Genomic DNA, 24305 nt, shown 5'->3' with positions numbered 1-24305 from the left:
ACCAAAGGAGACAAAGATGTACGCAAAACGACTCTACGCCCCGCTGCGCGCCCTGGCGCTGGCGGCAGGACTGGCGCTCGTCTCGACCGCACACGCCGCCGACTGGCCCACGAAGCCGCTGCGGCTCATCGTGCCGTTCTCCGCGGGCGGCCAGCTCGACGCCATGACGCGGATCTTCGCGACCGGGCTTTCCGAAAACCTGAAGCAGCCGGTCGTCATCGACAACCGGCCGGGAGCCGGCGGCCTGATCGGATCCGATGTCGTCGCCAAGAGCGATCCTGACGGCTATATCTTTCTGATCGCGGGCAACGGCGCCATCACGAACAAGCTGCTGCGCGCCAAGATGCCCTATGAAGACGCCGACCTCGTGCCCGTCGGGCTGCTGTTCGAATCGTCGTCGGTGATCGTCGTCAATGCAAAGAGCGACATCCATACGCTCAAGGACTGGCAGAAAAAGGCCGGCGCCGGCGGACACCCCATCCTGTTCGCCACGGCGGGATCGGGCAGCACCGGCCACTTCGTCGGGGAAATGCTGGGCCAGGCCCTGAACGTTCCCGTGACGATCGTGCCCTACAAGAGCGGCTCCGAAAGCTCCGCGGCGCTGATGGGAGGACAGGTCGACGCGGCGTCGGAAGCCAGCGTATCGATCCGGAACTACGTCGCCGCCGGCAGGGTACGCGCCCTGGCGGCGACCGCAGACCACCGCACGCCCCTGTTGCCGGACACGCCGACCACGGCCGAACAGGGCTTCCCGCAGATCAACATCACGCATTGGGGCGGCATGTATGCGCCCAAGGGAACGCCCGACGCCGTCATTGAAGCGATGAACCGCGCCATCGCCCAAGTCATGGCGACGCCGGCGGTCAAACAGCAGTTGAACGACGCCGGCTACGAGCCCATCCCCGGCTCGGTAGCGCAGTTCAAGACTTTCATCGCCGCCGAAGACAAACGCCTGGGCGGCGTCGTCAAGTCGGCCGGCATGAAGGCCGAATAGCCTCGGGAACAGGCCGGGCGCCTCTGGCCGGCGCCCGGCCTGTTGGCCTAGCGGCGCTTGGCCGCGCCTTTGCCTTCCGCAAGCCCGGAGGCCGAAGCGTTCTCATAATCCTTCACGGTGCGGTCTTTATTGAAAATCACGGTCAGCTTCTGCTGATCGTCCATCGCATCGTAATCGCCATCGTAGAAATAGAACCAGGTCGCGGTCAGCAGCCCTTGCTGGTTGAAATGCTGCGACCGAGGCGGCCCGTAATCACGGACCATCTCGTCATAGGTGGTGACGTTCAGCTTGATCGCCTGCACCTTCGCTTCCGTGATCAGGTCGCTGGAACCGCTGGCGCATCCCGCCACCACGGCTGCCACGAACAGCAATGACATTCTCATTCGATTCCCCTGGTTTCGTCGGCCGCCGCAAGGCAGGCGCAATTGCGGATTCTAGCGGACATGGCCTGTCCGGGCCGACGGAGACCGGAGCCCCGCCGACAAGAATCCGCGTTTCCAGCGCGCCGCGCTTAGGACTGCTGGTTCGCGAACTCGCGCATGATGCGGGCGAACTCTTCGGCTCCGCTGTTGAGCATGCGGATGTAACGAATGAACAAGCCGGCGCTGAGCTGAGGGTTGCTGGCCGAAATCAGGAATTCCACCGTCGCCACGACGTTGTCATTCTTGCTGGCGGCATAGACCTTCACGCCCTTGCAGCGGCCGTTCACCAGGGAAATGGCCTGCAGCGCGGCGGCGAATTCCTCGTCGCTGTCCAGGGGCCAGAAGTTGGGGAACACCAGGCGCGCGAAATCCTCGTCGTCGGCGTCGGAGATCAGAATATAGTTGCGGCCCTCGACCTTGAAGATCAGGTCCGAGGTCTGGGACTGGTCGTCCCATTGGATCTGGCCGCGATTGAATCCTTCGCTTTCGAGCAAGGATTGGAAATAGCGTGTCATGCGTTCGGCGGATTCGCGGCTCATTGTGATGAAAACTCCGTTGAGTGAATAATGATGAAAAATTAGGCGTCGTTCAGGACGCATCCTGATTGCCGCCGCGGCGCATAACGCGAACCACGAACATCAGCAAGGCAATCAAAAATACCAGAAACAGCAATTGGGACGACGAAGCCAACGAGCTCTCGCGCCATTGATCCAGGCACTCGGGGCTGGACGGCTTTTGCTGGACGATCTCGGTGCGCGCGCAGTCCAGGATGGCGGACGGCGCCGCCACGGCATGCGGGCTGCCGGCGGCGGCAGCGCCGTCCTGGCGATGCAGCCAGTAGGCGTATGACATGGAATCGGTGCCGGCCTGCAGGTCGCGATGATCCTGGATGCGGCTGCCGATCTCCAGCAGCACGAAGCTTGCCGTGACGCCCAGGGCGGCATTGCGCACCCGCTGGTGGCTTTCCAGGCGGATGTTCTGGGCCTTCCGCACTTCGTGGGCGACATGGCGCAGGCGGGCGCGCACGGTGCTCTCGTAGCTGTTGACGAGCTCCTTGAGGGCAAAGGCTTCGTCCAGCTTGCGCGCGACGCTTTCCGGAATGAGGCCTGGCGGCTCGCCGCGCCCCAGACGGCCGATCTGGACATCCATATTCGCCTTCATCAGGTCGGCGATCGCGCTGTCCAGGACGCCCTCGATCTTGTCGTTAATGGACAAGGCGACCCTTTCGGGCATGGTCAGCCGTTGCGTCGTCAAGGCATAGAGGACGCCCGCCGCCGCCGCGAAGGCCATGGCCAGGGTGGCGCCGTCGGGCAGCGCGCGGCTGCGCCATGCCGCGATATGCGCGAGCCAATCGGCGAAGGCGCCATCGACGGGCGCCAGCGCGGAATGCAGGGACAGGAGCAACAGCGACGCGAATGCCGCGTAGGCCAGCAGATGCCCCAGCTTCGTGAGCCGGGCCACGTGCTTGCTGATCCATACCGGGAGGGTCAGGTTCCAGCGATACCAGGCCAGGTCGCCCAGATCGCGCAGCCTGACGCGCGGCGAACCCGTCAGCGCCGGGCGCAGCTCCGTGGGCAGCTGCCGCAACGCGCCGGGAATCACGGGCGCCTTCTCGCGCACGTCTTCAAGCAGGTCCCACAATGAACGCATCAGGCGGGCCCGCTTGATGGCGGAAATGGGTAGTTCTTCGGCCTTGCCGAACATCTCGCGCAGGTCTTCCAGGCGGTTGATGTACAAGGCCAGATTGCCCTTGCTGCCCGCGACCTTGGCCACGAGCGCCGCGCGCAGCAAGATGCCGTAACGTCCGGCATCCGTCTGCAGGCACGGATCCTGCCTGGTTTCGGAAGACAGGCTCACCGCCAGCGAAATGCAGTTGGGCGAATTGGCCGGCGGAGGCGAACGCACCAGCAGTTTGAGCAGGTCTTCGTTCAACGCGGAGCTGCTGGCCATGTGGAAGGCGTAATCGACCGGCGTATTGTTGATCGAGAAGCTGCGGGCCGCGGTGCTCTTGAAGTCACTGACCGTGGCGCCGCCCGCCTCCTGCGGCATGCGTAGCGCCTTGTTGCCGTCCGGCGTTGCGCTCTTGGCCTCGTTTTGCGGGGCGCGGACCGCGGCAGGCAGCGCACGCAGCGCGACACGCCCTCGCGCTTCGGCCCGGGTGGGCAGGAGATTCTTGAGATTGGACCGCTCGATGGTCGCTGGCAGTTCGGCGGCCCGCTTGGTCGTGTTCTCCGCCGGAGACCGCTCTTCTTTTGCAGGCGGTTCGCCGTCCGCGGCCTTGTCTCCCGCGGCCGGGGTCGGTTCGAGCACAACGGAAAACTTCAAATCCGGCTTGTCCGAGGCCAAGTCGAAATAGCAGTAGACCTTTTCCTGGTAATGGCTGTTCTCGGCGATGCCCCGGTACCAATCGGCCAGTTCATCGAGCCACTTCGTCACGGGAGTGGCGCCGTCGGCAATGTCGCGGCTCATTCGGCCTTGTCCTCAAGCAGCGCCAGCAGCGCGAACCTGTCCAGCACGTGCTCGGCCTGCAATTTCTCGCTCACCGCGACAAGCAGCGCGCGCTGGTCGTCCAGCAACGCCCTCGCCCGGCCGTACTGCGCGGCAACGAGCGCTTTCATCTCTGCCTCGTCCGGCTGGGTTGTGTGCCAATTGGGATGCGCCGCGCTGAAGCCATATACGCCAAGCGCGGCCTCGGCGAGCCGGCGCGCCACCGCCAGGTCGTTGTGGGAACCATAGCCGCCGGCGCCTGTGCTCACCTCGTCCTCGCCGAAGATCAGGGCTTCGGCGGCACGGCCCGCAAGCACCATGCAGATCCGGTCCAGCAATTCGGCGCGGGTCTGGTTGTGGTCGGCGTTCTTGATGCCGACGAAGCCCAGCGCCCCCTGGTCATCGGCAACGACCGACGCCAGCTGCAGGTGTTCCCGCAGGCTGGGCAACGCCAGCGCGACGACGGCATGGCCGGCCTCGTGGTACGCCGTCCGGGCCAGCTGCGGGCCATGCAGCGGATTGCGGACCGCCTGGGGCGGAATGCGGAAAATCTCGCCTTGCAGGTCATCTGCAGTGATGGCCCGGTTTCCGTCCATGCGCGCACGCCGGCGCGCGCCCCGCACAAGCAGTTCGACATCGGCGCCGGTCAGGCCCAGTGACAGGCTGGCGCAGCTTCTCAGCGCTTCGGGCGAAATCGCGTGGGCATAAGGCTTGAGCTTGGCCAGGTAAATAGCCTGCAGCGCAGCAACGTCCGGACGGCTGATCGGAATCACCCTGTCCAGGCGGCCCGCCCGCCGCAACGCCGGGTCGACATTGTCGGCATAGTTGGTCGCGCCGATCACGATCACCTGGCTTCTGTCGTCGAAGCCATCCAGCTCGCTGAGCAGCGCATTCAGGAAAGCGGTGTTCCACGAGGCATTCTGCCCCTGGAAACTGTCCCGGTTGCCCAGCGTGTCGATCTCGTCCACGAACAGGATGCTGGGCGCCTGCTGACGCGCGGCCGCAAAGGTGGCGGACATCAGCTGAATGCACTCGTCGAGCCCGTTTCCGATCATCCAGTCCTTGGCGGGCGCCACCGCCGTGAACGGAATGCCGCAGTCCAGGGCGATCGCCCGCGCAAGCGTGGTTTTGCCGGTCCCCGGCGGGCCCGCGAACAGCGCGCCCCGGTCCACTTCCTTCCACTGGATCTCGCCCCGCATCGCCAGCCGCAGGTCGTTGAACAACTGCCGGGCCCAGCGCTTGGCGCTCTCCACGCCATGCAGGTCATCGAGGCGGATGGAGGCGCCGGCCGACTGCACCTGGGTACGCTGGTCGGCAAGCTGCCGCAGGCCGGTGAGCCAGTCGCGCTCGGCCTTGAGCGTATTGACGCAAAGCAGCTCCTGCGGCCCGATGGCCAGCGCCCAGGCGGGCGTGATCGCGCTCGGATCGGCCCCGGGAAAGCGGTGGCCGGCGTAATCGGCGAGCCGCTCGGCATTCATCAGCGGGATGCTGAGATAACCGTCGCTGCGCACCAGCGAAAGAAACTCGCGCGGCAGCTGGTTGCGCGACGTGCAGAACAGGATCATGCCGAAAGCGCGCTGCTCCGCCATGCGTATCACCAGATCCTGGAAATCTGCCGTGACGCGCGTATCCAGCTGATAGGTGTTCAGTGCCGGGCAAAGATTGGCCAGCGCGCTGCGCAGGTTCTTGGCGTAGCGCGGAAACGGATTCTCGACGATGAATACCGGCAGCAAGGCGTTGGCCTGCAGACGCTGCTGGATCTGCTGCGCCACCGGCATGACGAAAAACTCCCAGACATCCTGGGTGTTGGGATCCATGGGCTCATCGGCGTCGTTGACCGAGTCCGGATCGTCCGGCGAGCGTGACAGGCCCGGCAGCGGATTGCGGCGCAGGCGCGCCATCAGGTGCTGTGAAATCGCGCGAGGCGTTCCAGGAGCCGCCACCGCGGGCGCGGCAGCGGGAGCCGCGGCGCGCGGAACATCCAGCGGTTGGATGGATTCGGCGCTGGCGGGCGCGGGGGTCTCAGGCGCCCGCGCCGGCGGTTCGGCTGCCGGCGGATGCGCCTTGGCCGCCACCGGCGGCATCTCGGGTACCGGAACCGATGGCGCCGGCTTGCTCCTGGGTTTGGAAGACACCCGGCGCAACAGTTCCGCGTGGCCGCGAGGCGCGCGCTGCGGACTGGACCGGTCCACGGGCGGCGATGCCGCCGCAGACTCCGCTGCCGGCGCCGGCGCCGACGGCCGGCCAGCGGGCGGGTTGCTCGCCGGCAGCTTGCCATCGCCCTGAATCCAATCCGTTATTCGACCCAACACAACTCCCCGGTGGCCCTTGAAAAAACTGTCAGGCAGACGCGCCGCCAGACCGGGCAGCCCGGCGGGACATCATGCGAGGCCCGTATTACATCTGAAAATTGAATGTGACGAAAGGAAAAATGTGCCGGAAGTACTGAGCGATCGCGCCACGGCGGCGCCCGGCATCAAGCGAGAACTGCCCGCGCAAAAGCAAAAGGGCTTACAGAGAAAACCTCTGTAAGCCCTTGATGCGAATTGGTCGGGGCGGCGGGATTCGAACTCGCGACCCTCTGCTCCCAAATTAATTAATCACGAACGGCAGCGGACGGCAACGAACATATAAGCCATTGAATTTTAAGTATTTCCCAGGATCGACTTGTTCGCTACCGTTCGCTACTGTACGCTACCAGCCGGCGAAAAGTTGCCCCATGAGTTGCCCCATAGAAATCGACTTGCGACCCTCTGCTGATGAACAGATATCCGAAACGAGGTAAAGGCTTCCGCTGGACCGTCAAGGAACTAGAAGCTATCCCACCTTCCTGGAAAGGCGACACGTTGGCCGACGGTGACGGCCTGCAGGGAGAGGTTCGACAGCACGGCGCAAAAACCTCCGTAGCTTGGAGGTACGCCTATAAGTGGGAGGGCAAGACGAAGCGCCACTATTGCGGCACATGGCCAAGCCTATCGCTGGATCAGATCCGCGTAACTCGCGACCAAGCCCGTGAATGGGTCAGGACCGGAGTGAATCCAAGCGATCAAAAGCGGGTTGTTCGGATTGAGGCTCAGCGTCAGATTGAAGCAACCCTCGCCGAAGAAGATCGACGTCAAGCTGATGACCTTACAGTGAAGGACCTCTATGACGCCTGGATCACCGACGGTGTGCGGCGCTCGGACGACAATGCAGAACTCAAGCGCGTTTTTCAGAAGGACGTGTTGCCACATATCGGAACCACAGCGCTGCGGAATCTGGATGAGCACGGCATCAGAGCGCTGCTGAGGCTGATTGTGGCGCGAGGAGCGAACAGGCTTGCTGTAGTGGTCTTTACCGCCATACGACAAATGCTGGTCTGGGGCGAAAAAAGAAAGCCCTGGCGAGCCCTACTCATAGAGGGCAATCCTACAGACCTCATCGAGATCCCCAAGATAGTGGAGAAGGACTACGACTTGGCGAACATACGCGACCGCGTTCTAAGCCTGGACGAGATCCGAGAGTTGCAGGCAATCTTCGAGCGCATGGAGTGTGAGTACGCCACCGCCGAGGATAGGCGGCGCGCCATACGTCCTATCGCACTTGAAACCCAGGTGGCGGTATGGATCTGCCTCTCCACACTTTCCCGCATCGGCGAAACGCTCAAGGCCCGTTGGGAACATGTCGACCTGGCCGTGGGCACTTGGTATATACCCAAAGAAAACGTCAAGAAGACAAAAGCCGGGCAGCGCGCGCTCACAGTGTTTCTGTCGCCATTCGCGAAAATGCAATTTGAGCGCTTGTATGAAAAGACCGGCAAAGGAATTTGGTGCTTCCCAGCCAAGCAAGCAGAGGGGCACGTATCAGAATCGACTGTGGGCAAGCAGATAGGCGACCGTCAGGTGATGTTCATGAACCGCAAAGCCCTGAAGGGGCGGCGCAACGACAACAGTCTTGTTCTCGCGAGTGGACGAAACGGAAACTGGACTGCGCACGATCTGCGCCGGACAGGAGCCACTCTAATGGAGACAATCGGAATTGAAGACAAGGTTATCGACCTTTGCCAGAACCATGTCATTCATACGGGCAGCGCCAAAATTCGACGGCACTATCTACACAGCGATCACTCGAGCCAAATGCGCGAGGCTTGGAAGGCGCTCGGCTCAGCTTTGGAAACGGCGCTTTCCGCAGGACCCGCTTTGTAGTCGCCTGCCAAAACTCTCAACTACCAAGGCGCCGAGTGGTGGGATCAAGCTCTCTCATAGCTTCTTCCGCCCGAGAGAGCCATTCTCTCAACTCGCTTGAAGCCGAATTCCCCGATGCCTCGCGAAGATGTCTCAAATAACACTCCACTGATTGCGACTTCCGCCAAGCGTCAGCTTCTGCGCATAGGTCCCGCAAGAAGTTTTCCCTCTCCTCTTTTTCCCGCTGCAACTGCGTCTCGATGAGCTGCTGTGCCTTCCGCTCCTGCTCCAACTGTTGCTGCCTTTCAATCCATCGAACTTGCGCCTCCTCGCGCAATTTCTCTTGGATGGCCTCGCGATGAAGATGTTCAGCATATGCAGCTTCGGCCTTAGCGAGTCTGGCGAAAATGTCGTTTAACTGCTCTTCCAGCGGCCCGTCTTCATCGGACACGAACTTCTCAGGGCGTGTCGATATCCTGAAATGAATCCGTAATTTCCCCGTCGGATGAGGCTCTTTCCGTATACCGCCCAGGTGCGCATAGAAGATGCTTTTATCCTTTACCTCCTTGACCGTTGCATGCTCGGTCAATCGCAAGAGCGTATCGACACCTCTTCGTCTTAGAGTTAAAGCTCCTGCCTTAGCCTCTGGCACCAAGAACGTATACCCGCGGCTGGAAGCCGCATGCGCGACTGCGTTCAAAATTGCCACCGCGCGGCCTATCTGTTTTTCGGTCACCCTTGCCACGCATGGCTCGTTCTTTAAGAACAGGTAGCCGCCCTTTTCCTCAAAATCCGGCCACCTCAGCCCGGAGTTCAACGCGGACCAATTCGGCTCCCAAGGCCTATTCTCAGATCTTCGCAGGGCCGCCTCGTGATCTTTACGAGCCTTCTGCCACTCCTTCACCCGTCGAACGAGTCGCTGTTGCACAGACAATATTGCTTTATGCATAGGCAGATCATGGGCATCCACGCGATTGCTTGAATCCTTCTCGAATACTAGGTCCCTTTCCAGAATCGCCTTCGTCTCGGACCTCATAGCACGAGATGGTGCGGTCTCATCCCTAGTGGTCACGGTCTCTGAAGCGGGCTTTCCTGCCAAAGCAGGAAGCTTCGGCCGCGCACGCGCCTTTCCAACGGCCTGCTTTGCCCAGTACCCTCTTTCTGGTACAGGCACGCCCAACCTGCGGCAAACTTTACGCAGTCCATTGTCTGAGAGGCCATACTCTTGGCAAAGCTTCGAAATCGGGACTTTCCATACCCTGTCGTATAGCTCCGCGCGCTGTATTGTTCGACGCACTGGCATCCTCCTTGCCATCTGGGGACGTCATCCCTGCCGTATGCCTGAGTTGATTGCAACGCTTTGAGGTTGGGTCGACCTCATCAGCAACCGTACGCGCCCACTTAACCCACTCTTTCGCTGCATCACCCATATCGGGAAGCATGGCCCGCTCTATCTCTTCAGCGTACTGCCGAATCATGATCGCACGGTGCCAATTCTGCGCTTCGTCTTCCAACCTGCTTCGCCTAGCGGCCTCTGCATCCTTCAGCCGCTTCAGCTCTAACTCTGCTTGACGTGCTTCGGCGTCTGCTTCCTTGTCTCGTTGCCACTTTCGATTCTGCGCGAGATCGAGTACGAGCTCGCGGGGAATCTGATCAAATAGCTCCTCCAGCTGGTCTTCAAGAGGTACCCCTTCCTTTTCGACCACCTCGACTTCCCCGCCGGCGCGGTTGAGATAAATCGACAGTGAGCGGGTAGTTGTGAAGTAGTTTTCGTAAGGTGTCCCCGTCGCCGAACCCTCGCCATCGTCCTGGACTCGCGCCAGCTTCTCCATAATCCTTAGGTCAAGCTCAGCCTCCACCGCGCGAATCTTAAAAGTCTTGTCCCACATTTTCCACGGCACAGGCTCATAGCCGCGAAGCGAGGCCATGGTAAACAAATCGTCAGCGAGATTCAGCGCCCGTTCCCACCCGCGAAGCGTGACCCGCAGTGCATGCGCCTTGTGTTTCGGAAATAGCAGCAGCCCTTCACGTATCGCGGCTTTCCAGGTATGGCCGAGCACAAGGGAGGGGCCTTGTGAATTACGCTTTTTCTTTCCCTCATTCAAATGAACAGCTTGAGCCTCGAGCAATTCATTGGCGCGCGCTTGAAGATATTCTTGTAGTTCTTTCAAGGCGACATGGACGGCTTTGCGCTCATCACGGATGTATGGTGGGACGCGAGCCTCCGCCGCTATCAGCCGAGCCAACGTTTCCTGCTCCGGCTCTAACAACGTTTCAATTGATTGGGCCCAGCCGTAGGTCAATACCCTCATGTCAGCTCCGATCCATATGACGGCGGCATTTCATGCGAAGACTAAGCCTACATCAAAGCCACCGGCGCGGCGCCACTCTAGCTTCCTTGTGACGTCTACCGGCAGGCCGGCCCTATGCAGGCACTCCCAACTGGAGGGCCGATGTGCATCCACTAGCCGCGCTCAAGAAGCAGGCTTGGCCCACCTTTTCATAGTGTTACATTTTGAACTCCTGCAACTCCGACGCCGGCTGGCTGCACGTCATTCGCCCCAGCCCCCTCACGGGTTGGGCGTTTTCGTCCAGACTGGCGCCAGGCTCCGGGACGATGAGGTGGGGCAGTGGGCGCGGTCGTAGCAATAGGCTAGCTGAACCAACCTTTGACAGAGTCCACAGACCTTATCCGCTTCGCACATACTGAAAGGCTGGGAATTTTTAGTAACTGGGTGAAGTGGCCCAATCTGCACGGGCTTAGGCCCACCCCACAGTTTCTTTAGATCAAAGGCTTAGGAGGTTGTTATGGCGGACCAGTCCCGGGGTACGTTGAAGGCGCAGCACCCCCTATTTAAGGTCGAAGCCCAGGCTGAAATTGATGGGGTCGAAATGGGAGTCCTGGATACGGCATCCCATACTTGACGGAAAGTGGCTGGGCGCGAATGTGTGGTATCGACCGAAAAGTTCTCAATCGCCTGACAATTAATTGGGACGACGAGCAAATTAAACCTCGCGGTCGTCAAATCTCTCAGCTGCTTGAACAAGGCGGATACCGTGAAGACACACTCTTTGTACGCGCACGTCCCGTTTTTATTAAGAGTTTTGGCCTCTCCTTAGGAACAACGCAACCTCTTCTTTTAGCAATGCCGCGTCATAGGTAGCCGCGCTAAGGGCGCTCTGTAGCACCTTCCTCCGAATTTCAGCCGGCATTTCGTGCCAGATGCTCAAGGTTGCGGCCCCGAGGCAAGCGATGACCCGCCGCTCGCCTTCGTCAAGTCTCCCTGCATCTAACATGTCAACTGACGTGGGCAGTCGCACGCCACCTTCATTAAGCCAGCGCTCAATGTCCGAGTCCTCAGGATCGCGAGTCATGCTTCTCTCCCGAAAGAGGATCTTCCCCGGCAATGCGTGCGATCCTCGCCTTGAGTGCAGACCTGTCGAATGCTGCTTGAGCGACCTCGCGATTCAATACCCGCTGCCGCGCATCAGCTGGGAGTTCGTCCCATAGGCTCAATACCGATGCCCCTAGAAAGGCGAGTATTCGGCGCTCCGACACCTCAAATTCCTCGATGGCGAACGACTGGGCTAGCGAAACCAATTGCGAGCCTCCCTCATCGTCCCAGCGTTCCAGCGCTTTAGTACCCGTTGTCTGTGACATGGCGCGGCCTCCGACAGGATTGCACGAAATTATTGTAGGCCTAGCACCACTCCACGACTTAGCCCTGTTTCAATTTAGTCTTAGGTCAGAGCTACTGCAGGGCGTACTGTAGGTATGTGGCACTCGCCACGGCAACCAAAAAGGTAAACATCATGACATTCCCTACCCGCTTCAGCGCTGCAGGCCCTCCCACCCAACCTGGCCAGGGTGACCAACCCAACAAACAGCAAGAGCAGCAAAGCCAGGAACAAAAAGACGAGGCGGCTCGCAAGCAAGCGCAGAACGACCCGCTGAAGCAACGTACCCCACAGTAGCGAGTCACACACTTTCAGCCTATTCCTACCACAAAAACGCAGCTGGCTAGCTGCTGATGGAGGCTGGAAAGTTTGTGAGTAGACGCTGACTCGTCGCGTGGTTGCGAGAGCCAGCGTTGTCGTGTACCGATCCCGATCCACCACATCTGTACGCTACTATCTCGTGGCTACGCCGCGCTTCGATTCCTTTAGGCCGTTACATCATGATGAAGCTTGTCAGTACATCATTTGCGCGCGTCATCACCGCTTGCAGAAAGATCCTCCCACCCACGGCATCTTTCCATCATCAAGATGGCCGCCGAGAACGTCAGCCGATTCCGCACTCAGTGACCTTGTCGCCTTGGCGGGTGTACAGAATCTACGCTCGGCCCGGACACCTCTTCCTTCGGAATGAACAAGGCAGGATTTTTGACCTCGGCGTCATGAAAGGGGCCGAGCCCAATTTGGCCTACCGCCTGTTCGCACGAGGCCTCACGGGCCGAGGGTTCGCTTCGCGCACGCTCCTGCTCGACGACATCACTCGTCGAATTGAAGCAGGAGAGGTTGCGGGGGAACTGCTTGACCTACCCGAGTGTACGGCAGGGCCAGGAACCGATCTGGATCGCGGTACGCACGCCGACGTCTCGATGAAGTTGACGCGCAATAGGCTAGCACTTGATCCAATTCGCAGCTAACTGGTCTCGGGCTTTGAGGAGATTGTCGGAAGTCCTACTACGATATGGTGGATGAAACGGAACGGGGAGTAATGGCTTAGCTACACGGCCGTCTTACAAAGATCGTTGGCACGACCTAGCGGATCACCGCCGTCCCCTGGATGATGATCCCAGGCTCAACAGAGATTCCCGATTGCGGGTAGGCTGGGTACGCAACATCGGGGCGCCCATAGTACCGAGGCCCCTTGCATTTTCGTTCTTCTTTGTAATCGCCATTGCCCTTCCACTTGCGCTCGACCTTGCAGTTTCCATCCCAATACTCCTGCTTATGGTCTCCGCCTTCGTAGTGGCCACCATAGTAGGGGCGCCCATGACCGGATTCGTCTTTCCAAGGATCAGCCACCACCGGCATAGACAGAGTGACTGAGCCCAGGAGAACTCCCAGGCAAAGCAAATTTGACTTTTCATCGGGTGCCTCGCAAGCGGATTGTTCGCCGAGACATTAGGCCGACAGAGGCCGCACAAATCGACAAGAATTTACAGTCCAATTCTCAACCTTGCTTCGGGGAAATCCGAGAAGTCAACCCTCACCATTGGTATCGGACGATACATTTGAGTTGCGAACGATGCGCAGCACCCGAGCCAGCTACTTGTGGGCGGCAAGGATAATTGTGTCGTGACACGACATGTGATAAATAGATAGCCGTACGCACTGACGACACTTCTGATTCGCCCATCTACGTTGGCCGAATTGGCCTCAGAGGATTGGCTTCTGGAGGAATGCATTATGGCGCCGGGACCTCGACTATCGGATGTCATTGTCAAAATGCCGGATCGTTCTACCTGCCGTGTTGAGCGAAGGCTCGTAAGCAACCGCAGCGCAGATGGCAAGCCTGTCACACACTATGTCTGTACCTTGCCAACCGGAGACCTCGTTACGTGGCTATCCGGCGGCAAATACCGTATGCCCGATGGAACCGTAGGTATCGCCGTCGCGCACAAGCGGCCTGAAAGTGAAAGTTAACGCCGTTTCCCTGCTTTGCGCCACGCATTTTCTTGGTGCTGACAATGTGCTTTGGTGCAGCGTCCGCTGCCTTCTTCCTTGTGAAAGGGGTAGTGCAGATGAGTCGCCAATGTGGCGGGCGCGGAAGGGTTTGAAATCGCGCTCGAGGGCGCAGTGGGATTTTCATTCGGGAGACCTTTCTTGACGCTCGCTTTCACCAATCACTTAGGAGATGGCTATGGGCAAGTACGACCCACACTCCCCCTTTTTGCGAGGTGAAAAATCGGCAGAATGGAAGGACAAACTGCAAGATCCATACGCCACGCTTGTTAGGCCAGCCGGAAGGGTGCAAGTCCAGTCGGCTGAAGAGGAGCTACACCAGCACATGAGGCAGGTGAGCCGCCGTCCGGGCTATGGCCACCTAGTTAACCTGCTGCAACACACCCACCGAAAACACTGATCGGCATCTCCCGCCTGGCGTCCCACCTTCGAGCTGCGACACCTTATTTCGTCAGGCCTGAAACTGTGGCACGGACACTCGATGGCCTAGAAAAAAATACCTACATCTCTGTACGAATACACTATTGCGCATGGCGTAGCCTGAATTGCATACTGAAGGCTCGCAACTTTTGGAGGGTACTACCATGAAAATGGACATCCAGAAGCTCGGCGCGCTTTCGGCGCAAGTTGGTTTAACGTTGCTCGATTGCCCATTCCTCCGTGCGCGGGCCATGCCCGCGCCATACAGGGGAACGCCCGTGGGAGTGGCGAACCAAGGTGGAAGCTTGGGAGGACGGATGGAAATCGGAAGTTGAAAAGCGATGCACGACGAGCTGGCGCCGAAGCTCGACCGGCCCTAAGAGGGCATAATTCTCTGCAACACCAAAAAAGGCTCTCCATCTTAGGGGCGCCTTTCTTTCATCTGAGGGGAATTGCATACCGCCTATAGTCTTCACACCGGGCCAGTGTGCGATAGAACTCCGCTCCTACGCCCATTAAATCCGCAGTTTCACTGGTACTTAGCCTCCCCTCAATACGGACCAGAATCTCCGCATACGCGTCCAAAACATCTGCCCAGTCACCAAATTCCAATTTTTCCAGACGGGGCAAAAGGATCATCTTAGAAACAAATTCGTCGCCCGTCATGGCATCCCTCCCAACGATGTGAATTTTGTGCAGCAAGCGCCGTGCCGGAACCGCACTATGCGTCACCCGGTCTTCAACGAATTTGACAAGCCTCCAGCTGCGCCGTTAGCCGTCGAATTCCCGCCCGGAGGGCGAAGAAATCCGACTAAGCAGCGGCATCAAGTTCGACGCCGGCTCCGTTAACCACGCTGGCGGCGGCTCGGGCTTCTGGCACTCCACCGCGGACGGCGGGCTAGATGGCACGGACGTGCAGCCGTCGGCGCCTGGGCATCAACGTCAGCCCGCAGGGAGTTATCTTCAACTTGCGCACTGCGCCGCCCTCATCATGTTCCGGCCCCGGGCTCAACAGAGCTTGTTTCAATTGAAGCCTAGGGAATGTCATCAGACCGGCGTACGTTGGACGGGTGGCATCTTCGTCACATCAACTGTAAAGGTGAGCAAAATGTCTTCGACCGTTCGTCAACATGCATCATCCAATTCATCCACGCAGCCCGACCAAGGCACCCGCACCCAAAAGCAAGCCGAGCAGCAAAGCCAGCAACAGAAGGAAGATGCAGCCCGCAAGGCTACTCAGGCAGGCCAAAACGACAAAAAGACTCCTCCGGCCGGTCAGCACTAAGTCACGCAGCGAGGACGCGAGAATGAGAATCCCCCCAAATGTACTTTTGAAGGACGGCCAATGCCGCGCGACGACATCCAAGAGCTTGGAGCACAGGCGGCGTGGGATGGTTTGACTTTGTTCGATTGCCCATACTTTCGTGCGAGGGCGTTGCCCAGCTACACTGGTGAATCCATCTCGACATGGAAACAAAAGGTCGACGCCTGGGAGCAGGGCTGGCAAGCCGAGACTGACAACCGCCGGGCTAAGGCTGAACGTGCAGCTGCCCTATGCGCCATGCGCCGTTTGCACTGACCAGCACACTCCTCGCCCGATGAGTCGGCCTCCTGGAAAAGCGCTGTCTCGAACATATCGTAGGGACTTACCTCCCACTACACAGGCGGCGCCAAGTCTCGTTCCCTTCCAGCACTTCGCGTCTAATCGCCGCCGGTGTCTGATCGACCTGAGTCTCCGAATCAAAGTAGATCGGCCGGGCATGGTCGCAATACTCAACGCCCACCCGAACCAGGGCCGCGCACCCAGCGAGACTTGAGATCAGCAACGACAGCACCATCATTTTGACGGGCCACGTGGTCCTGCACATCGCGCACCTCCTGGCGGGCCTGGGCCGCCTGTTCGTTGATCTGATCCTGCCGCTCTTGCCTCTCCGCCTGGCGCCCCGTCGCGCGCCCCCGATAGAAGACGCTGGCCAGCGTCACCAGCGCCAGGCCGACCAGTAAGAGCCAGCCTTTGATACGTTCAAGCCACGCCAACATGGCCGCCCCCTATCTCTTCCAGGGCCTGGACGTAATTGCTGGCCCATTTCTTGCGCAGGCCTGCCCGCTGGGCCGCCGTACCGCGCGCGTACGCGCCGGGCCGCCAGGTGCGGAGGTACAGCCTCCAGGCACCCTCGGCGTCGCCAACCCTGGGCAGCGGGCCCGGATCGCTCCAGAGCAGCAACCGCGCCAGGCCAGCCGCCAGCACGTCGTCAAACTCGATGGCATCCCAGATCGCCGCGTCCCGCGCGGGTACGCCCCGGGCCTCGTACAGATGCGCAGCTGCGGCGCGAGTGGCGGTGTGCAGCCGAACGCCGCGGACCATCCCGCCGCCCTGCTCGGCCTGCCAGAAGCTCTTGGCAGGCCCGACCGGCCGCGGCGGACTCCCCACCAACTGGCGCCGATGTTCGAATTCGGATTCCTGCAGTCCGATGGCCAGGAGCTGGACCCGCGCCGCAGCCGTGTCCATCTTGGCCGGCAGCAGCGCCAGCGCCGGGTTGATCGCCCCGGCGATAATCTCTTTCAGCGTCATGGATTGATCCTCACAATGCACGCCACATTCCCCTGGGCGCGATACACCAACACGGCGATCAAGACCGCCACCACCGCCTGCCACACCGTCACAGGCTCATGCCGCACGAGCAAGTCCAGGGCCTGGCCGCCCGTGCCCACGATGAGCAGATAGGCCAGCCAGGACATCCCGCGGCGGAACCGGGCGCCCTTCCGGCGATACAGCAGGAGCCGCACCGCGGAAGCGAAATTCGCCACTACAAACAAAAGGGCCACCAGATGCTGGTGGCCCATGCTGATCATTTCGGCAGGTTGCATTTCAGCTCCCCTTCTTGAAGATCACGGTGAAGTCGAACGTCTTGATGCGCTCGATTGCCGCCAGGGCGATAGTCACGACCAACGCCGCAGCACCGAACGCCGCGATGGCGGTTTCCTTGATCGGCGTCAGCGCCACAACATCCGGTGCGGCCAGATAGCCGATCACGAACGAAATGGCCCAGTAGATGCCGCGCGACAGCAGGCCACCTTCCTTGCGCGACACCACAAAGAGCGATGCCCCGGCAAACGCCCCGATGAGAGCATTGCCGTCAATTCCCGGCAGCAGGCCGGCGAGTGTCACGCCCGCGGCCGCCACCGCCACAACACCCGTGCTTGCAGGTTCTGCCATCTATCTGCACTCCCCAAAAAAAGGCCCGCGCTCGGCGGGCAGCTGTCCATCGGCCGTCATAGCCATCCGGTAACGTCGATAAATGAAACGGGGCAAGCCCCCGCGTAGCTCATGAACACATTGCTGAAGAGCGGCGCCCAGCTCAGAAACCGCATGCCGTACTCGGGAAAGCTGACGCGGAGCCCGTTCGCCGTTGAATAGATCCGCTCGTTGCAAAGCCAGGCCGACCATCCCCCGCCCGCCATGGGCATGCAGTCATACCCCTGGCGAGTGAAGGACACGTTGTACGCGTACTTGGACGTGGGCAGGCCGGCATAGGTCCAACCATCCCGATACGCCTGGCGATAGGCGTCGAAGTAATTGGGAAGATCGATGGTTTGCAGCACGTTCATGGGTCGCGCCGTGCTCATGAAGATATGCGTCCCATCCTGCGCCCAGATATCGATCGGTCCGCCTGTTTTCCAGGGGCGATCAAAAATGTAGTACTCGCATTGCCCCCGGAATCGATAGGTCACCTCGTTGCCACTGCGGAACATCGCTTCCACGCCGCCGTATTCGGAGATCGGCCGAAAGAACAGCACCGGGTCGATGCAATTCACCACGATGTTCGCGAACCGATCCGCTCCGCCAGCAATTCCGGAATACCGTAGGAACATGTTCACGTTCCGGCTATCAACGATGAGGTTTCCCGCTTCGTTGTAGAGGACTACTGCAGCATCAGCCATCAACGCACCCCGTAAAGAATCTTGGCGTTCACGCGCCCGTTAGGATGACCAGGGACAAAGCGCCAGGAGATCGCCCCACCTACGCGGCTGATCATCGGCGCATTGTTGAACCCATAATCCCCCAGCGCCTGCACGGCAATCCAACCATCCGCGGTCGCAAGTTCCGGGAGATACACCCCACCGTCGCTCGTGCCCGTCCAAACGACTCCAAGCTGGCGGGCGATGCGCGTGCTGAAGTTTATGAGCATGCGCCCCTGGCTATCCCACACCTGAAGCGGTGCAATCGCCATCAGCCACCTCCGAAGCGCGCGCCAAGCACGCCATTGGGGTAGTAGTACCGCATACCCCGGTTGTTAATCTCGGTACGCGATCCATCCGAGCTTTGGCCGTTAAATTCGGCAGCGCCGGTACGGAAATTCAACCGCAACAGCGGCCGCCCTGCGTATCCGGTCGCGTCGGAGTCCAAGAAGTCCTTGAACTTGGCCGCACCAATAGAAGCATTCCGGACGAGCAGATCATCCATGAACACCTGGCCGCCAACGATCACGAACGGCAAGGTCACCTGTGCTCCGTTGGGATGGATCACGGCGAACTTGTCTGCCGCAACGATCACCTGCGACTCAACCACTCCGCCGGTGTTTTCGACGCCGACACCAATGCCCGCGATGTACGTCTTCCCCCCCGCAGTAGTCTGCGTCTTGATGCTCCACATCGCAGCCAGGTCACCGTTGGTCTTGGCGATAGCCTCGCTCGTCTCCTCTACCGCGGCAAAGGCATCATCCGCGGCAGCCTGCACGGTGTCGACCCTTCGGCCCAGCGCTCCGTCGGCATCGGCCAATGCCTCCAGCTTCTGTTGCACAACGGCCGACTCCGATTCCACCTTCGCGCTTACCTGTTGGATCGACTGCGCCATGGCGGAATTCTGTGCCTGCCGTATGGTCTCCTCCTCCGAGATGCGAGTTTCCAGAGCCGGAATTTTCTCCATCGGCGCGAGTACATCCTGTGCCAACTGCGTCTGGGTGATCTTTCCCTTCAGGTATTCAAGGATCTCGCCCGCATCTGAACTGGCTTGGCCCAAAACACCAATCCCGGCCGGGTAGCGCACTCCAGCCACGCCGTTGCGATCGCGGAGGATCGCCCAGAAGTACAGGCGAGCGCCGGCGGACAAACCCATCAGGGTGGCGCTGTCCTGCGGAAACGCATAATCCCCAAGCTTTTGGGCGGAAGCGAAAGAAGATGACGCGCCGTACCAGATCTCCGTCCGCTCAATGATCGATGGCGCAGCCGGGAACCCCCATTTCAGGCGGATCCCAAACACCAGAGACGTTGCCGTCAGACTTGTAACGGTGGGCGGAGGGGCGAGAATGCCGTCCAACTGCGTCTGTGCCGAGGAGGCCCAGATGGACGCGACGTCCATAGCATTCACGGCCCGCACGCGGCAGAGAAATGCTCCGGCGTAGATGTTGGGCACCTCGACGCTCGTGGAGCCTGTCCGAGGCAGGTTTACCCATTCCGAATTATCACGACGCCACTGCACATCGTATGCGACAGCGCTCTCCGCTCGCTTCCACGAGAACACAGCCGTGTGGCTGGCGAACCCCTGGCTGATCACCGGATAGGATGTGATCGTCACCTCCGAAGGCGGAGGCTGAACACTGGGGGGGATCACCGTGACGGGCGGCGGGTCCAGTCGCGTACCGAAGTCCACGTTGTCGAACTTCCCAGGCTCGTGCTGAATGGCCGAGATATCGGCCCGCAATCCGCCGACCCGCCGCACTCGCAGCACGCGAAACCGCTGAGCCGACAGTGCCTCGGACTCGAGCGTCCAGACGCACTCTTCCTCTGGAACTTCTGAATATGGCGCCGTCACGGTCAGAACCAGCACGGTTCCAGGCAGGCCAACCATATCCGCAGTAAGTTCAGTGGAATCGACAGTGAACGTGGTCATGTCCACCGTGAGCCCCTGCCCCACCGCGGTACTAATGATGCGCGTCTCCGAAACACCACTGGGGAGATTTATCGTCAGACGATCGCCGGGACGCACGCCGAGCTCGGCGTCGACAGTAATCGTCGTTGCTGTTGCACTACGGATGCGCCCACCAATACGCCGGCCCGCAAGGTTCTGATCGGCCACGCGGATAATGCTACCCGGACGAACGCGGCAGGAATCTAGCCCCACGGAGAAAGACACCGATCGCGTCTCCATACGCGACGTGAGCAGCAACCACTTTCCTACGCGATTCGCTTGACCGCGAGACGTACACCCGAAGGCGCTCACCTCGGTCTTCTTCAGCCCGTACCGCGCCAGGGCCTCTCTGTCCTCGACGTATTCGACCTTCTGCCGCCCCATGTCAGAGAGGTCGTTCCAGGAAACGAGCGCGACCGTATGCCGCGTGTTCAACGCAGATCCAGCGTAGTTGAACCGGCCGTCAATGACATTCGCGGCCGTGAAGGTATAGACGGGGTCCCCGGGCATATCAGCCACCGCGACCACTGATCCGCTCGCCCAATACGCCATCCCGCGGAACACAGACGCTAGATCCTGGACGACGCGGTAGGCGTCGGCGGAGGACTGGAGATAGCAGTTGCAGGTGAAGCGAGGTTCCTGCCCACCAAAGCCATCAGGCACCAGTTCGTCGCAATAGCGACCGATTTGATACAGGCCCCACTTGTCCATCCAGCCCGCGGGAATTCGCTCCCCCAAGCCATAGCGGTCGTTAGTGACCAGGTCGAAGAAAATCCAAGCCGGGTTATCCGTCCATGCCAGCTTGAAAGTTCCGTCCCACGTGCCGACGTAAGCGCGGGAATTCGGGTCATAGTTCGACGGGACGCGGATGATGCGCCCTTTCCAGTCATACGCCCTGGTCGGAATGCTCTGGAACCGCGATGCATCTACCTTGATGCCGACGACGGCAGACATCGGATAGCGCAACTTGGCGTCGATCACCTCCGCGTACGAATCTATGAACATTCGATCCGCAATCGTGCTGCTACTGGCATTTGGGGTAATCCGAATCACACGGATGGACCAGCCCTGCCGCGCCCTTGGCAGATCTATGCGATGTGACCGCGGATAGTGCTGCGTCGTCTTTCCATCTACTGCTCCGGCCAACGCAAGCTGATAAGCGCCGCCATCAGTGCTGACCTCAATGCGGTACTCAATGCGGTACCCCCCAATACCCTTGCTTTCGCTGGCCTGACTAAGGCCATCGAAGCCAAGATTCACGCGCACCGCTGACAGTTGCAGGTTTGTAATGGCCTGAACCCAAGGCGATGCAGCCCTCAACTCGGCGTTCACGGCGACCGTGCTTTCCGAAGCAGGGAATCCCGGAAGAGGGTCCTGGGTCTGGGTGCCAGGGCGAAAGTCAATTTCGATATCCGGAACGTTCAGCGATCCATCCGGGTTCGCCACTGGCGTACCGGCCAAATACACATCGCGCAGAGCCTCATTCGGCCCGTGTGCTGGGCCAAACACCTCCCCTTCCGAAATCAGGTCAATAATTCGTGCATAAGCCGTGCCGTGCAGGCTATCGGGGGACTCTTTGGGAGAACGACCGCCTCCCCCGCTTTTCCCTCCGCCGTGACCAACTATCGGTAGCTCCGTCCCCCGCGCCGCCCCAGAAATAAAAAGGGCGCCCGAAGGCGCCCTGATGGCTCGATAGCCCTGCAACGTCATACCTGATCCTCTGCATAGATTCCCGCCGAGATCACGGCGCTACCGACTATCATCCTGCCGTACAGGATAGGCACAGGGTTCCCCTGCGCGGAAGTATTCACGGGGCCATTGAAGTTGTACGAGGCGCCGTTCTCCGGGCCATCCTTCGCGCTCAGGCCCTGTTGCTGGGGAGAGGTCAATTGCACAACTCCTCCAATTGCAAGCGAAACCCCCAGGGCGCCTACAGTGCCGGCGGACAGCGCCGCCACGCCAAACGCCCCCGCCGGGGGAATAATGAATGAAACGGCAACCAGGGCCGCCCCGAGAATGGTCTGGAATAGACCACCGTTCTTCGCGCCGGCAGGAATGGGCGCAATTCGGATGGCATCACCTCCCGGCGGGGAACGCATCTCATCCTCCCCAATATTCCTCTTGCCGAGAAAGCAGGCATAACGCACCCCCTTCTCTTCGCTGCTAGCTAGGGCCTGTTCGAAGCCTGGCAAGACGACGCAAAGCGCCCGAATCGCCTCCGCCGTGCTTTCTACCGCCAGACAATGCGTGCGGCCAAACTGGGCTCCTAGCCAGCCATAAAGCCGGATCTCCCGCAATTTCTCGCTCATCACCTATCCTTGATAGCGCACCACGAGGCGGGTCGCCTCGCGCCAATAGCCGCCGTACACGACCCGTTCGGAATCACGCCCATACAGGTGGTGGAGCATGGCGTCAGGCACGGGGAAAATATCGGGTGCTTCCCTCAGTGGCCGTGCGCCAATGAACATGCCAGAGTGATTGACGCGATCCGAGCAAATCTGCATCAGCACCACGTCTCCAAATTGCATGTCCTCGCCGGCCGCCAGGGGCCGAAATCCAGCTTCGGCATAGTGGTCCATGTACAAGTCCCCAGCCCTCCCGGGCTCCCACCAACCATCATCTCGGCGGAAGTTCGGAAGCACGATTCCCATCTCCCGCGCGTACCCATCCCGAATCAGGCTGTAGCAGTCCAGTACACCGTGTGCGAAGGGACGACCAAGCAACGGCGCAACATACCCTTCCGGCGCGAAACCACGAACTTCTCCGGCCTCCACAGCACCAACGCCATTCTGGGAGACGGTGACGATGAACCAGGGCAATCCAGTCGCTTCACAAGCCACGCGATCAGCCTCGCTCGGCGTGGCAGGCATGTCAGGATGTGAATGAACAATTGCCGAGATTCTGCCCGCCTCCTCAGCTTCGGCGTAATCCTCCGGCGCCATCACGAAGTGCGCGGTCCCCGTGGCCAAGTTGCGGCACGGCCAATACCTTTCTTTCGCATCGACCACGACGACGAGACCGCAACATTCGCGCGGATACTCGGCCACCGCGTGAGCCCGGATGGCAGCCAATGTCTGCTTGCGCATGGTTATCCTCTGATGCGGTCGGCGGAAGGAAATCCACCGAAATTGATCACTTCGTACTCGCCGAAGCGCTTCTTGCAATCGGAAATCAAGCCCGAGCACCGGTCTAGCGTCGGGTCTGACACCGGATTTCCTTGGATATCAAACATCCGCGAGCCGGTGTAACCGCAGTACGTGCCACGGTAGCCACCCTTAGTCAGCCAGCCACACACGCCAGCGATGATCTGACGACCCGGCAGCATCTGGCCACTGAAATCCAATGCGCTCGAAAGTTCGAACTCCACAAACTCGCGCGTCTCAGCAGTCTTTTGCTGCACGATCCAGATCTCGTCCGGAAGCTGCTCATCGGGCGACGCCGTCGGGTTTCCCTCTGGAAAATTCCGCGCATCCAGATACTTCCCCAATGTCCGGCGAACCACCAGACGTGCGCCCACCAAGTCGTCCAGTACCAAGCACAGCGCAGAGATGATGCCGACCAGGGAGGTACCGTCCTCCTGCTCGACGATATTCCCCACCCGCAAGGTAGGTGTGGGCTGCTCGCCTTCCCCAGTCTGCTCGAACCCTTCAGCCTCGATTGCCCAAGGGTCGTATTGCTGTCCTTTCCACCAGATCGGGCTGCTTTGGTTGTAGCCGTGAAACCGCTGAACGATTCCGCCGATGTTGCTCGCATCAAGCTCGAACAACTCCACGACTGAACCCACCTCCAACTTTTGAACGTCTGCATTGATACCCATGAGACTGCTCCTTAAGCCGAAATGCTCGCGGCCAAGACGAACAGGTTGTCTAGGTCGGAGGTGGTCAAATCCAGCAGTTGAGCAATGGCAGCCAACATTTCGCTGTCGCGCCGGAACTCCTGCAAGTCAGCCCATGCTCGCCGATACATTGCCGGCGTTTCCGGCCCGTTGATGATGGCCTCCGCAGCTTCGAAGAGCGTGCCATCACCATGCGGTGTCTGCCACAGGGCCTCCCGCCCCTGGAAGCGAGACACAACTTCAGGCGCGAAAAGGACGGGCTGGCTTGGTGGGATCGCATCGATCTCAATCAATGTGAGAGGTATCTGCGGCTGATGCTGCCCCAGCGCATTGTGAAAAACGTTCCCGTCTTCGGTCGCCGTGACAATCAGATCGTCGTCCAACG

The 24305-nt window shown here is 60.2% G+C and carries 25 protein-coding genes; 6 read left to right on the top strand and 19 right to left on the bottom strand.

What is annotated here, in order from left to right:
• Nucleotides 1–16 precede the first annotated feature (16 nt).
• Nucleotides 17–994 (top strand): Bug family tripartite tricarboxylate transporter substrate binding protein, encoded by a 978-nt coding sequence (locus AGI3411_RS18810; RefSeq protein WP_129528856.1) that lies wholly within the window; start codon nt 17–19, stop codon nt 992–994.
• A 47-nt stretch (nt 995–1041) separates the two neighbouring features.
• Here AGI3411_RS18810 and AGI3411_RS18805 read toward each other — a convergent pair whose 3' ends face one another.
• From AGI3411_RS18805 to AGI3411_RS18790, 4 genes are all read right to left on the bottom strand, one after another.
• Nucleotides 1042–1377: a hypothetical protein gene (locus AGI3411_RS18805; protein WP_129528855.1), complete on the bottom strand. Its 336-nt coding sequence runs from the start codon at nt 1375–1377 to the stop codon at nt 1042–1044.
• 128 nt (nt 1378–1505) lie between these two features.
• Nucleotides 1506–1955: a YbjN domain-containing protein gene (locus AGI3411_RS18800; RefSeq protein ID WP_129528854.1), complete on the bottom strand. Its 450-nt coding sequence runs from the start codon at nt 1953–1955 to the stop codon at nt 1506–1508.
• A 49-nt stretch (nt 1956–2004) separates the two neighbouring features.
• Complete coding sequence (locus AGI3411_RS18795; protein ID WP_129528853.1) at nt 2005–3885, bottom strand: hypothetical protein; 1881 nt, start codon at nt 3883–3885, stop codon at nt 2005–2007.
• On the bottom strand, nt 3882–6095 hold the full coding sequence (locus tag AGI3411_RS18790) for an AAA family ATPase (RefSeq protein ID WP_129528852.1): 2214 nt from the start codon (nt 6093–6095) through the stop codon (nt 3882–3884). The genes AGI3411_RS18795 and AGI3411_RS18790 overlap by 4 nt, the downstream gene beginning before the upstream one ends.
• 567 nt (nt 6096–6662) lie before the next feature.
• On the opposite strand from AGI3411_RS18790, the gene AGI3411_RS18785 reads away from it, so the two are divergent.
• Nucleotides 6663–8087 (top strand): tyrosine-type recombinase/integrase, encoded by a 1425-nt coding sequence (locus AGI3411_RS18785; protein ID WP_129528851.1) that lies wholly within the window; start codon nt 6663–6665, stop codon nt 8085–8087.
• A 16-nt stretch (nt 8088–8103) separates the two neighbouring features.
• Here the strand turns inward: AGI3411_RS18785 and AGI3411_RS18780 are convergent, their stop codons facing one another.
• From AGI3411_RS18780 to AGI3411_RS18765, 3 genes are all read right to left on the bottom strand, one after another.
• Complete coding sequence (locus AGI3411_RS18780; RefSeq protein WP_129528850.1) at nt 8104–9015, bottom strand: hypothetical protein; 912 nt, start codon at nt 9013–9015, stop codon at nt 8104–8106.
• Nucleotides 9016–9259: 244 nt separating this feature from the next.
• Nucleotides 9260–10378, bottom strand: coding sequence for a hypothetical protein (locus AGI3411_RS18775; RefSeq protein ID WP_043544006.1), 1119 nt, complete (start codon nt 10376–10378; stop codon nt 9260–9262).
• Between the two features lie 1046 nt (nt 10379–11424).
• The gene (locus AGI3411_RS18765; protein WP_129528848.1) at nt 11425–11727 is read right to left on the bottom strand and encodes a hypothetical protein; all 303 of its coding nucleotides are present in this window, start codon (nt 11725–11727) and stop codon (nt 11425–11427) included.
• A 152-nt stretch (nt 11728–11879) separates the two neighbouring features.
• Between AGI3411_RS18765 and AGI3411_RS30155 the strand changes: the two genes are divergently transcribed.
• Together AGI3411_RS30155 and AGI3411_RS30405 are read left to right on the top strand one after the other, a co-directional pair.
• Nucleotides 11880–12041: a hypothetical protein gene (locus AGI3411_RS30155; protein ID WP_165359212.1), complete on the top strand. Its 162-nt coding sequence runs from the start codon at nt 11880–11882 to the stop codon at nt 12039–12041.
• 206 nt (nt 12042–12247) lie between these two features.
• Nucleotides 12248–12715 (top strand): hypothetical protein, encoded by a 468-nt coding sequence (locus AGI3411_RS30405; RefSeq protein WP_081955043.1) that lies wholly within the window; start codon nt 12248–12250, stop codon nt 12713–12715.
• A 2233-nt stretch (nt 12716–14948) separates the two neighbouring features.
• Here the strand turns inward: AGI3411_RS30405 and rz1 are convergent.
• The gene (rz1, locus tag AGI3411_RS30630) at nt 14949–15086 is read right to left on the bottom strand and encodes a lysis system o-spanin lipoprotein Rz1 (protein ID WP_129528847.1); all 138 of its coding nucleotides are present in this window, start codon (nt 15084–15086) and stop codon (nt 14949–14951) included.
• A 199-nt stretch (nt 15087–15285) separates the two neighbouring features.
• Between rz1 and AGI3411_RS30150 the strand changes: the two genes are divergently transcribed.
• Nucleotides 15286–15462 (top strand): hypothetical protein, encoded by a 177-nt coding sequence (locus AGI3411_RS30150; protein WP_156124276.1) that lies wholly within the window; start codon nt 15286–15288, stop codon nt 15460–15462.
• 60 nt (nt 15463–15522) lie between these two features.
• Complete coding sequence (locus AGI3411_RS30580; RefSeq protein ID WP_081955030.1) at nt 15523–15756, top strand: CrpP-related protein; 234 nt, start codon at nt 15523–15525, stop codon at nt 15754–15756.
• A 194-nt stretch (nt 15757–15950) separates the two neighbouring features.
• On the opposite strand, the gene AGI3411_RS18735 is transcribed toward AGI3411_RS30580, so the two are convergent.
• The 11 genes from AGI3411_RS18735 to AGI3411_RS30270 are packed head-to-tail and all read right to left on the bottom strand — an operon-like array spanning nt 15951 to nt 24303.
• The gene (locus AGI3411_RS18735) at nt 15951–16217 is read right to left on the bottom strand and encodes a hypothetical protein (RefSeq protein ID WP_129528846.1); all 267 of its coding nucleotides are present in this window, start codon (nt 16215–16217) and stop codon (nt 15951–15953) included.
• Complete coding sequence (locus tag AGI3411_RS18730) at nt 16201–16749, bottom strand: hypothetical protein (RefSeq protein WP_129528845.1); 549 nt, start codon at nt 16747–16749, stop codon at nt 16201–16203. Before AGI3411_RS18730 ends, AGI3411_RS18735 begins: the two co-directional genes overlap by 17 nt.
• On the bottom strand, nt 16746–17045 hold the full coding sequence (locus AGI3411_RS18725) for a phage holin family protein (RefSeq protein ID WP_129528844.1): 300 nt from the start codon (nt 17043–17045) through the stop codon (nt 16746–16748). The genes AGI3411_RS18730 and AGI3411_RS18725 overlap by 4 nt, the downstream gene beginning before the upstream one ends.
• Before the next feature lies 1 nt (nt 17046).
• Complete coding sequence (locus AGI3411_RS18720; RefSeq protein WP_129528843.1) at nt 17047–17394, bottom strand: putative holin; 348 nt, start codon at nt 17392–17394, stop codon at nt 17047–17049.
• 56 nt (nt 17395–17450) lie between these two features.
• Nucleotides 17451–18119, bottom strand: a complete 669-nt coding sequence (locus AGI3411_RS18715) for a hypothetical protein (RefSeq protein WP_129528842.1) — start codon at nt 18117–18119, stop codon at nt 17451–17453.
• Nucleotides 18119–18409 (bottom strand): hypothetical protein, encoded by a 291-nt coding sequence (locus AGI3411_RS18710; protein WP_129528841.1) that lies wholly within the window; start codon nt 18407–18409, stop codon nt 18119–18121. The genes AGI3411_RS18715 and AGI3411_RS18710 overlap by 1 nt, the downstream gene beginning before the upstream one ends.
• A complete protein-coding gene (locus tag AGI3411_RS18705; protein ID WP_129528840.1) occupies nt 18409–21795 on the bottom strand; it encodes a TipJ family phage tail tip protein in 3387 nt (1128 codons plus the stop codon). The genes AGI3411_RS18710 and AGI3411_RS18705 overlap by 1 nt, the downstream gene beginning before the upstream one ends.
• Nucleotides 21792–22394 (bottom strand): tail assembly protein, encoded by a 603-nt coding sequence (locus AGI3411_RS18700; RefSeq protein WP_129528839.1) that lies wholly within the window; start codon nt 22392–22394, stop codon nt 21792–21794. Before AGI3411_RS18700 ends, AGI3411_RS18705 begins: the two co-directional genes overlap by 4 nt.
• Nucleotides 22395–22397: 3 nt before the next feature.
• A complete protein-coding gene (locus AGI3411_RS18695; RefSeq protein ID WP_129528838.1) occupies nt 22398–23171 on the bottom strand; it encodes a C40 family peptidase in 774 nt (257 codons plus the stop codon).
• A gap of 2 nt (nt 23172–23173) precedes the next feature.
• Nucleotides 23174–23902, bottom strand: a complete 729-nt coding sequence (locus AGI3411_RS18690) for a phage minor tail protein L (RefSeq protein ID WP_129528837.1) — start codon at nt 23900–23902, stop codon at nt 23174–23176.
• An 11-nt stretch (nt 23903–23913) separates the two neighbouring features.
• Nucleotides 23914–24303 (bottom strand): hypothetical protein, encoded by a 390-nt coding sequence (locus AGI3411_RS30270; protein WP_208748135.1) that lies wholly within the window; start codon nt 24301–24303, stop codon nt 23914–23916.
• Between the last annotated feature and the right edge of the window lie 2 nt (nt 24304–24305).

The sequence above is a fragment of the Achromobacter agilis genome (assembly GCF_900496965.1).
Classification (GTDB): domain Bacteria; phylum Pseudomonadota; class Gammaproteobacteria; order Burkholderiales; family Burkholderiaceae_B; genus Achromobacter; species Achromobacter agilis.
The sequence above is the reverse complement of the archived record's forward strand: the minus strand, read 5'-3'. Positions and strand labels throughout refer to the sequence as shown.